The sequence below is a fragment of the Sulfitobacter sabulilitoris genome, from assembly GCF_005887615.1.
Classification (GTDB): Bacteria; Pseudomonadota; Alphaproteobacteria; order Rhodobacterales; family Rhodobacteraceae; genus Sulfitobacter_E; species Sulfitobacter_E sabulilitoris.
The window spans coordinates 1,732,355-1,741,096 of record NZ_VANS01000001.1 but is presented as its reverse complement, the minus strand read 5'-3'; the positions used below and the strand labels follow the sequence as shown (position 1 = coordinate 1,741,096).

Here is an 8,742-nt window from a genome sequence, read left to right as displayed (position 1 = left end):
TGATGTGTGTGCGATTTCCACTTTCGCTTCGCAACGTCGAGGACCTATTGCACGAACGCGGCATCGACATCGACCATGAAACCGTGCGCTATTGGTGGAATGGATTTGGCCCGATGTTTGCCGCTGAAATCTGCCGCAAACGTATCCAGAAGATGCGGTATTGCTCGAACTGGCGATGGCATCTCGACGAGGTTTTCGTGAAGATCAACGGCGCGCAGCACTAGCTTTGGCGGGCCGTTGATCGTGACGGATAAACTTCGATCCCATGGCGCCGCTATGAAAGTCATCGCGAACGACAATCGTCAGGAAACGGGGCGCTGGCGCAACAATGGGCGGAGAATTCACACCTGCCGTTTCGACGCCGAGAGCGGGCCATGCAGCGGTTCCGGAGCATGTGATGTTTACAGAAATTCGCCGCCGTTCATGCCTCGGTCCGCACCCATTTCAACCTAGAGCGTTCACTCTACAGCAAAGGCAATTTCAAGCTCTACCGCGTCGCTGCTCTGTCCGAGTGGCGGCAGCTTTGCTCCGGATAAGTTCACGTATTCCGCGGCAAACCGAGACGGGTTCGAATTCGTCTGATACCACCATCACAGCTGATATCACCAAGCTGCCATTTGCCGCCCGTACTCGCCCTGTGTTGTTGTTTATCACGAAACCACGCATGCTGGGTCCAAAGACCTGTGGAGATTAGAATGGCAGCACTTCTTGAGAGAACAGCCTACTCGTATCGGGAGGATCCAGCCGTTCCTGACTTCGACGACAGTGGTCAAATAGCGGTCATGGACGGTGACTGCGCTCTTTGCTCCTGGGGGGCGCGCACAATTGCGAAACTTGATAACGCCGGGACCTTCCGCATCTGCCCCGCTCAGTCGAAAACTGGCGATGCTCTCGTGCGTCACTACGGACTGGACCCGATGGACCCGGAGACTTGGCTCTTTATCGAAGATGGGCAAGCATGGTCCGGCATGGAAGCGATCATCCGGATCGGCGAGCGGTTGGGCGGTGTAGCAAGGCTCGCCACACTTCTGCGTGTTCTCCCGCGAGGCCTTCGCGAATGGATATATCGCCGGATCGCGCACAATCGGTATCGCTTCGGCAAGGCCGACATGTGCGCCACGCCCGACGATAACCTGCGTCGAAGACTGATGACCTGAGCAGACGGGCGATCCACGCAACGCTTTCAAAGGGACGGTATCGGCCCTTAACCGTCCTTTGCGATTGACCGGTCTTGGAACATTGTCGATATGAACGCATCGGCACGGGTCTTGGTCAGCCGCCGGGCTGGCTTCACTGCGTCTCCGACTGAGGCGCGCCCAAACACTGGACCTCTCTGTCCACCGAGGCCGATGCAGGCCGACCGATAGAGAGGAGGTGGGAATATGAATGCACGCTCTGCGATACGTGGTGAAGAGCACCTTTCATGATCGCCCGCTTACCGAAGGCCCGACGCAGCCTTCCTTGACCCAGGCATTCAGGTCAGCGCCGCGATAGACGATCTTGCGCCCCAGATGGGCGCGCAGCGCCAGCGCAGTCGTTGTGAGTATCAGTTTTCCAGTCATTTTCAGATTCTGCCCTGTTCATTAGATCGACCCTTCGGTCGCTAAAGGGACCGCAGGTTTTTATTGCCCCCCGAGTCAATGAATTTTTGCCTTGGTCTTTGGAGGGCCGACATGGGACGAGGCAGCATCGCGTCACATTCGACGCGAAGTATTCGCGCATGCCGCATTTGAAGTGCTGGCGAGTCAAGCGGCCCTGTCTCTGCGCAAGGTTGGATGTGGCTGAGACGTTTGGGGCCCAGCGTCATCTCATCGACCCCACCGAAAGCCTGGAACAAATGCGGGCACGTCGCGCCGGTATGCCAAGTAGTCGTCGCCGATCTCGGCAATAAGATCTGTTTCCTCAAGATGTCGAACCGCGATGACGATGTAGCCCGTCGTCACCACCGCAAACAAAAGATGCCCCACTGTCATGATGGGCGTGGCCCAAAATGCGATCAGAAAACCGGTCATGATAGGATGGCGCACCAGTCGGTACAGACCGGTCTTCATGAACTCCGGTTGTGTTGCCACGCGGGTTCTCAGGTTTGCGTAGATCTGTTTCAGGCCGAACAGATCAAAATGATCAATCATGAATGTCGAGGCCAGAACGACCAGCCAGCCGACCCAGAACAGCGCCGACAAGGCCGTGCCCGCGAATGTACCGGCGGCGCTCCATATCGGTGTCGGAAGCGGTTGCCAAAAGACGAAGATCAGGATCAGCGCTGCACATGTCATCCAGATGTAGGTGCTGCGTTCGGCGGCCTTGGGAATGATCTTGGTCCAGACACGTTTGAAGGCCGGGCGCGCCATGACGCTATGCTGAAGCGCAAAGATGGACAGCAGCGCCAGATTGATCGCGACGGATACACCCACAGGGCCTTGCACGCCGGAATCGATGGATTTCGGGACCAGAATATTTCCAACAAAACCAATTGAATAGAGGAATGTAGCCAGAAAGATGACGTAGGCGGCAATGCCGTAGACAAAGATGATTGAGCGGCCCATGGCATGCCCCATTCGCGTGAAATCGCCCGTGATGCCGGGCTCTGCCATAGGGTGTGCGCATGTAGAGAGGCAGGATACTTCGCAATCCGTATCAAACCACTACACAATCCGAAGTAGTCAGGGCGCCTTCGCACGAAGTATGCTCTGCCGATGGACATCAGAACAAAGAACACTTCGGGCAGCTTGTGCCCGGCCATGGCCTCTGCAGATATCTTGGGGGACAAGTGGACCCTTTTGTTGCTGCGCGAGATGTTTCTGGGAACCACGCGTTTCGGCCGGTTTCAAAAAGCGATCCCACGGATGTCCCCGTCTATCCTGAGCAAGCGGTTAAAAACGCTGGAAGCCGCCGAGATCATCATCCGAAGGGCGGCGCAGTCCGGGCAGGCTACCGAGTACAAGTTGACGCGCTCTGGCCGGGAACTGGGGCCGATTGTCGAAAATATGGCAATCTGGGGGATGCGGTGGCGCAAGCGCAGTATCGCGGCACAGGACTGCGATGTCGGCGGGTTCATGTGGGATTTTCACCGCACGTTGAACACCCAAGGCTTGCCCGACGGGGAAACCGTGATCCTCGTGCAAATCTCCGACCGCACCGATCTTAATACATGGTGGGTGATGGCGAACGGCGATGCCGTCGACCTCTGCCCCGATGATCCGGGCCACCAAGTCGATGTCTACCTTACCGCACCGCTTCCAGATCTGATATCGCTTTGGCTGGGGGATGTGACGGTTCGGGACGCGATCGAGGCAAAGACCGTCTTTCTTGACGGGCCTCGGCACCTGATCAATGCCGCGCAGGACTGGATGGCACAATCGCCATTGGTCGGCGTGCGACCTGCGTCGAAAACCGGGACAGGTTCGGGGGGTGGCTGACCAACTGCCGATACGCCATTTACCTTGACCGATAGAAATAGCGGTTAGGAGAATGGGCGCACTTGCCCTGGGGCTTGACCTATCCCCTTGCTGAGGCTGCCGTGCTCGAAGCCGATCAACAGATCAAGACCGTCGTAGGCCAGAAAGAGAGCTCCTGCCGACAAGAGTTTTGTGAAGACCTTTCTCTAGGTGAGTGACCGGCGGAACGATGTCGCGTGGAAATTCATTGAACATAGGCCATTCGTGATCATCGCGACAAAGGCATCCGAAGGCCTGATCGACATCTCTCCGAAATGGGGGCCCTCCGGGGTCGTCGAGGTCTGTGGCGACAAGACGCCGATCATTCCGGATCGGCTCGGCAATCTTCGCGTCGAGGGCTTTCACATCTTGATCGAAGCCCCCGACACGGCGCTCTTGTTCGTCGTGCCAGGTCATGGTGATACATTGCGCGTTGCCGGCAAGGCGCGCATCCTGCCGGATGCGGCAATCAACAAATAATATGCCATCAACAAGCGAAGGGAGCCATGGTTGGCCCTCGTCGTTGATCGCGAGGAAACCTTCATGAACTGCTCGAAATCGCTTATTCGGTCGCCTTTGTGGCACCCGGATCATTGGCCGGAACGCAAGTCAGCGCCAACGCCGGCAGAGTGAGTGATCGTGAGGATCGACAATGAGCAAACACGTCCATGACGTGCAGAAAGACCACACGGCGGATGAAGGCGCGCGCCTCAATTGAGCGCAGGCATCCTGCGGCTCGGCCAGGGCCGAACTTTCGCACCCGCACTGGAGTTATATCGAAATTGGCCTTGTGGCGTGAAACCGCGGCGATCTGCCGATCGGCATGGTCGGCCAAAAGGCATGGTGATGCCACTACGGCGCTGTCCGGGCAGGACGTGACCGCCTGTGGCACAAGCTACCAGGCTGCCGCGCGCGGGTACTTGCATAGCGCCCAAAAGCGGCTCAGCGTTTCGAACGCATGCGTCATCTCGGCGGAATGAAGAGGTTTGACGATATAGCCGCAGACATTCAGCTGATGAGACGTGTCGACGTCATCGGGTCGTTCGGAGGTGGTGAAGACGAACACCGGAATGTCGCGGAGCGCCTGATCGCTGCGCACTTCGCGCAGAAATTCAAGCCCGTTCATGCGGGGCATGTTGATGTCGAGCAATACGATGAGCGGGGCATTCGGCAATATCTCGCCCTGTGCGCCGCGCAGAAGATCCAGCGCGTCAATCCCGTCTTTTGCGCGATGGGTCTTGTTCGGGATCTTCAACCTCTTGAACGTGCGTAAAACACGTTCGGCATCGAGGTCGCTGTCTTCAACGATCAGAAACTGGATTTGCTTACTGCGTGACACGCTCATGCCGCCCTTTTCTGTTCCGGTCCGTTTTCGATATCTATGCGCCACGGCCAGTCAAAACTGATTTCCGTTCCGGCACCGGGTTCGGATTTCAGCTCGATCGTGCCGCCATAAAGTTCAACGGCTTTCTTGACGATCGACAGACCGATCCCGGTGCTTTCCACTTCATCCTTGGGTTGCAGTGTCTGGAAAATCTCGAAGATGCGGGCGTGAAACCGCGGCTCGATGCCCGGACCGTTGTCAGCCACCGTAAACCGCAGCCGTTCGCCCATGTCGCGGACGTTGATGCGGATCACGGCGGTATCGGGGTTATCGTTGTATTTCCGCGCGTTCGAGATCAGGTTTGTCAGAACCTGTTCCAGTCGAATGGAGTCGGTGGTGAATTCAGGAAAGTGCCCATCGAACACGAACTGATCCTGACGCAGATCGAGAGTGTAACAAATCTCCCGCACGAGAGTATGCGTATCGACCACGGACAGCTTGTTGTTGGTGTTCTGGATGCTCGAATATTCGAGGATTCCCGCGATCAGGTTTTCCATCCGCCGAACCTGCCCGTGCAGCCGCGTCAGGTTATCTTCGATTTCCTGTGTGTCCTCCGGCCCGCTGACAAACGGCTCAAGCTCTTCTCCGAGGTAATCAAGAAGATACCCGATCCCACGCAAGGGCGTCTTGAGATCATGGGAGGTGACATAGGCGAATTGTTCCAGTTCCTTGTTCGACTGGGCCAGCGAGTGCATCTGCCGGGTAAGCTCTTGCGACATGCGGTCGGCAAAGGCGAGCGCGCGACGGTTGGACCGCGCGAGGGTGACGAACAGGATCAGCAGCATGGTGTCGATGAACAGCCCGCCAATCAGGATCATCATCGGTTCGCTGCTGCCGGTCAGGGCCTGGAACTGCGGCGCATCCCAGATCTTGAAGGTCCAGACGCGGCCATAAAGGTGCAACGTCCGCGTCTTGGTGAATTGCGGAACGAAACCCTCCGGCATGGTGTCGCCTTCGTCGAACAGGACGTCGTCGTTGTCGTGGATCGAGAACCGGACCAGGCGGCTGTCGCGGCCCAATACCCCTTCGACCAGTTTGTGGAAAATGAACGGGGCATAGACCAGCCCGCCAAAATTGTCGCGCCTTTGTGCCAGTGTCGATGACACGTTTTCGGTGTAGAAGGGCGCGTAGAACAGGAAGCCCGGCGTCCGTTCGGCATCCTGCACCAGGACGATGGGCGCCGTGATCTGCGCCGCGCCGATGTCGCCCGCCCGCCGTGCCGCGCGCAGCCGGTTGGCCTCATGCGCAATGTCCAGCCCGACAGCCGCCGCGTTCAGGGCGGAGGGTTCGATGTAGGTGATGGGAAAGAGGTCGTCGCCCGGTTGATCGGGATGGATGCGAAATTCGGGACGGACCAGACGTTGCCGGGCGAGGAAATTGTCAATCTCGGTGCGCTGGACATGATGGATCACGCCGATCCCGTTGATGCCGGGGTATTTCGTCTCGATATTCAGCGTGTCCGCGTAGGTCCGCCATTTATCATAGCTGATATCACCGCCCGCGGCCTGGATCGCGGCCACCCCGCCCCACAGGGCGTCCTCGTATTTCTGCAACCGTTCGGACACCAATTCCAGGACCTGCGCGGCGTTTCGGTCGAACCGGTCCGCGACGCGGGAATTGATTTGTTCACGCGTGATGTACCATGCGCCGAAAGTCAGCAAGAGCGACAGGCCCACCACGATCCAGTGCATCCGGTGCAGCGACCCCATACGGGCGATTGCCGAGCGTTCTGTCGCGAGATCTTTGAGTTCGGACTCTTGCATGATCGTCAAACCGCCTGAGTGCTGTGGAGCCGCGTTTTCATTCCGCGTCAGCTATAGGCCATCAGGTCTGAACCAAGCGTTAATAGGCGCACCTTGTCCGGCGTCAAAATGTGCGGGCATGGCGGCTGCGTCCGGCCACGGGCCTTGCCATTTGTGGCGCAGTCTGGCCTTTTCGCGCGCACCACCGACCCGTCAAAGGATTTACCCATGCGCGCCATGCAAGTCACCCAATACGATCAACCGCTTCGCCTGAACGACATCCCCGTTCCGGATCCGGGACCCGGCGAAGTTCAGGTCAAAGTGCACAGTTGCGGGCTGAATTTTGGGGATTTGTTGTTGATCAAGGGCACCTATCAGGAAAAACCGTCCTTGCCCTTTACCCTCGGGATGGAATTGTGCGGCACGGTCACGGCGCTGGGCGAGGGGGTGACGTCGCTGTCGGTCGGCCAGCGGATCGCGGCCTATACCGGTGTCCACGGATTGGCCGATTATGCCGTGATGGCGGCCGATATCTGCGTGGCGATTCCCGATGCGATGACCGATATCGACGCGGCGGCGTTCCTGATCGCCTATGGCACCAGTCACGTGGCGCTTGATTACAAGGCGCACCTGCGCCCCGGCGAACGGCTGCTGGTTCTGGGCGCGTCGGGCGGTGTGGGGCTGACCGCGGTCGAGTTGGGCAAGCTGATGGGCGCAGAGGTGATCGCGGTGGCGCGCGGCGCGGACAAGCTCGAGGTCGCGCAGGCCGCCGGGGCCGACCACCTGATAAATTCCGATTCCGACGACATCCGCACGCAGGTCAAGGCGCTTGGCGGGGCCGATGTGGTCTATGATCCGATCGGCGGGGACCAATTCATGGCGGCCCTGCGTGCCTGCAACCCCGAGGCGCGCATCCTGCCGCTGGGCTTTGCCTCGGGCACGGTCCCGCAGATTCCCGCCAACATCCTGCTGGTCAAGAACCTGACCGTCATCGGCTACTACTGGGGCGGATATACGCGGGTGAACCCGGCGGTGCTGACCGACAGCTTCAAACAGCTCATCGCGTGGTATGTCGATGGCAAGATCAAACCGCATGTCAGCAACGTGCTGCCGCTGGAGCAGGCGAACGAAGCGCTCGAGCTTTTGCGGACGCGCAAGGCGACCGGCAAGGTCGTCGTCACGATCGACGGCTAGGCAAGGTCAGCGCCGCTGCAAGGGTCCGCGCGTGATCCCGCGGGCCTTTTGCCGCTCGCGCAGGAACACGAACACGCCGGAGGCGAGGATCAACGCGATGCCGACCCAGACCTCCCACACGGGCAGGTCGGAAAAGATGATCCAGCCCCAGAACACGGCCAGCGGAAGGCCGATGTATTCGAAGGGCGCAACGGTGGCCGCGTCCGCCATGCGGTACGCCTGGCTCAGGCAGTAGCCGATGACGGCGGCATTGGCCCCCATGCCAAGCAGGACCCATGTGTCCGTGCGTGTGGGCCAGACCCACGCCCGCAACAGGAACTGCATCGACGGGCTGCTGGCGTCGGTCACGAAGCGGCCGTCGCCCGCGATGGCGAAAAACAACAGCGACACGACGATAAAGGTGCCCTGGATATAAATCGAAAGCGCCGACGCCTTGGTGTCCACTCCCAGTTTGCGGGTCATCAACTGGTTCAGCGCATAGGTCAACGCGGCCACGACGGGCAGCAGCAACACGAGGCGGCTGGCCTCCAGCTGGCCGGCATCCGCCCAGGGGCGTTGCATGATGACGACGCCGGCGAACCCCACCATGACCGCCGTCATCCGCACCGGCCCGACCTTTTCGCCCAGGATCGGAATCGACAGGAGCGTGATGAACAGCGGCGCCGCAAAGAACAGGGCCGTGGCATCCGCCAGCGGGATCGCGGCGAGCGCGAGGAAAAACGTCATGTTGGCCACGACCACCAGCAATCCGCGCAACAGGTGCAGTGCCGGGCGGCGGGTCTTGAGAATGCCCAGGCCGCCTTCGAACTGCACGATGATCAGGGAAAACGCGATCCCGATGGCCGAGCGGGCAAGGACGATTTCGTGCAGCGGGTAGCCGCCCGACAGCTGTTTCACCAGCATATCGTTGATCGATATGGCAAAGACCCCCGCCAGAACAAAGGCAATGGCCAGCCCCGCACGGTTGAGAGGTACAGGTGTCATG

General features: G+C 59.3%; 9 protein-coding genes and 1 pseudogene. 5 read left to right on the top strand and 5 right to left on the bottom strand.

What is annotated here, in order from left to right:
* Together FDT80_RS08370 and FDT80_RS08365 are read left to right on the top strand one after the other, a co-directional pair.
* Positions 1–536: pseudogene (locus tag FDT80_RS08370) on the top strand (IS6 family transposase); the annotation flags it as partial.
* Positions 537–695: 159 nt separating this feature from the next.
* Positions 696–1,157: a thiol-disulfide oxidoreductase DCC family protein gene (locus FDT80_RS08365; RefSeq protein WP_138661717.1), complete on the top strand. Its 462-nt coding sequence runs from the start codon at positions 696–698 to the stop codon at positions 1,155–1,157.
* 264 nt (positions 1,158–1,421) lie between these two features.
* Here the strand turns inward: FDT80_RS08365 and FDT80_RS18865 are convergent, their stop codons facing one another.
* Both FDT80_RS18865 and mddA read right to left on the bottom strand, forming a co-directional pair.
* Complete coding sequence (locus FDT80_RS18865) at positions 1,422–1,562, bottom strand: hypothetical protein (RefSeq protein ID WP_170311816.1); 141 nt, start codon at positions 1,560–1,562, stop codon at positions 1,422–1,424.
* A gap of 246 nt (positions 1,563–1,808) precedes the next feature.
* Entirely contained in the window at positions 1,809–2,594 is a 786-nt protein-coding gene (mddA, locus tag FDT80_RS08360) for a methanethiol S-methyltransferase (protein ID WP_212733843.1), read from the bottom strand.
* A gap of 102 nt (positions 2,595–2,696) precedes the next feature.
* Between mddA and FDT80_RS08355 the strand changes: the two genes are divergently transcribed.
* The gene (locus FDT80_RS08355; RefSeq protein ID WP_138661716.1) at positions 2,697–3,419 is read left to right on the top strand and encodes a winged helix-turn-helix transcriptional regulator; all 723 of its coding nucleotides are present in this window, start codon (positions 2,697–2,699) and stop codon (positions 3,417–3,419) included.
* 243 nt (positions 3,420–3,662) lie between these two features.
* Complete coding sequence (locus tag FDT80_RS08350; RefSeq protein ID WP_170311815.1) at positions 3,663–3,917, top strand: PNPOx family protein; 255 nt, start codon at positions 3,663–3,665, stop codon at positions 3,915–3,917.
* Positions 3,918–4,332: 415 nt separating this feature from the next.
* On the opposite strand, the gene FDT80_RS08345 is transcribed toward FDT80_RS08350, so the two are convergent.
* Together FDT80_RS08345 and FDT80_RS08340 are read right to left on the bottom strand one after the other, a co-directional pair.
* Positions 4,333–4,782 (bottom strand): response regulator, encoded by a 450-nt coding sequence (locus tag FDT80_RS08345; RefSeq protein WP_138661714.1) that lies wholly within the window; start codon positions 4,780–4,782, stop codon positions 4,333–4,335.
* Positions 4,779–6,584, bottom strand: a complete 1,806-nt coding sequence (locus FDT80_RS08340) for a CHASE domain-containing protein (protein ID WP_138661713.1) — start codon at positions 6,582–6,584, stop codon at positions 4,779–4,781. Before FDT80_RS08340 ends, FDT80_RS08345 begins: the two co-directional genes overlap by 4 nt.
* Before the next feature lie 207 nt (positions 6,585–6,791).
* Here FDT80_RS08340 and FDT80_RS08335 point away from each other — a divergent pair, with 207 nt between their 5' ends.
* Positions 6,792–7,757, top strand: coding sequence for an NADPH:quinone oxidoreductase family protein (locus tag FDT80_RS08335; protein ID WP_138661712.1), 966 nt, complete (start codon positions 6,792–6,794; stop codon positions 7,755–7,757).
* Positions 7,758–7,763: 6 nt separating this feature from the next.
* Here the strand turns inward: FDT80_RS08335 and FDT80_RS08330 are convergent, their stop codons facing one another.
* Positions 7,764–8,741 carry a DMT family transporter gene (locus tag FDT80_RS08330; RefSeq protein WP_138661711.1) on the bottom strand — a complete coding sequence of 326 codons (978 nt, stop codon included), beginning with the start codon at positions 8,739–8,741 and terminating at the stop codon, positions 7,764–7,766.
* Position 8,742: the final 1 nt, after the last annotated feature.

What these genes read in the sequence shown, in the direction of transcription:
- FDT80_RS08365 (WP_138661717.1), top strand. Translation starts at nt 696, where the DNA reads ATGGCAGCACTTCTTGAGAGAACAGCCTACTCGTATCGGGAGGATCCA.
- FDT80_RS18865 (WP_170311816.1), bottom strand. Translation starts at nt 1,562, where the DNA reads ATGACTGGAAAACTGATACTCACAACGACTGCGCTGGCGCTGCGCGCC.
- mddA (WP_212733843.1), bottom strand. Translation starts at nt 2,594, where the DNA reads ATGGCAGAGCCCGGCATCACGGGCGATTTCACGCGAATGGGGCATGCC.
- FDT80_RS08355 (WP_138661716.1), top strand. Translation starts at nt 2,697, where the DNA reads ATGGACATCAGAACAAAGAACACTTCGGGCAGCTTGTGCCCGGCCATG.
- FDT80_RS08345 (WP_138661714.1), bottom strand. Translation starts at nt 4,782, where the DNA reads ATGAGCGTGTCACGCAGTAAGCAAATCCAGTTTCTGATCGTTGAAGAC.
- FDT80_RS08340 (WP_138661713.1), bottom strand. Translation starts at nt 6,584, where the DNA reads ATGCAAGAGTCCGAACTCAAAGATCTCGCGACAGAACGCTCGGCAATC.
- FDT80_RS08335 (WP_138661712.1), top strand. Translation starts at nt 6,792, where the DNA reads ATGCGCGCCATGCAAGTCACCCAATACGATCAACCGCTTCGCCTGAAC.
- FDT80_RS08330 (WP_138661711.1), bottom strand. Translation starts at nt 8,741, where the DNA reads ATGACACCTGTACCTCTCAACCGTGCGGGGCTGGCCATTGCCTTTGTT.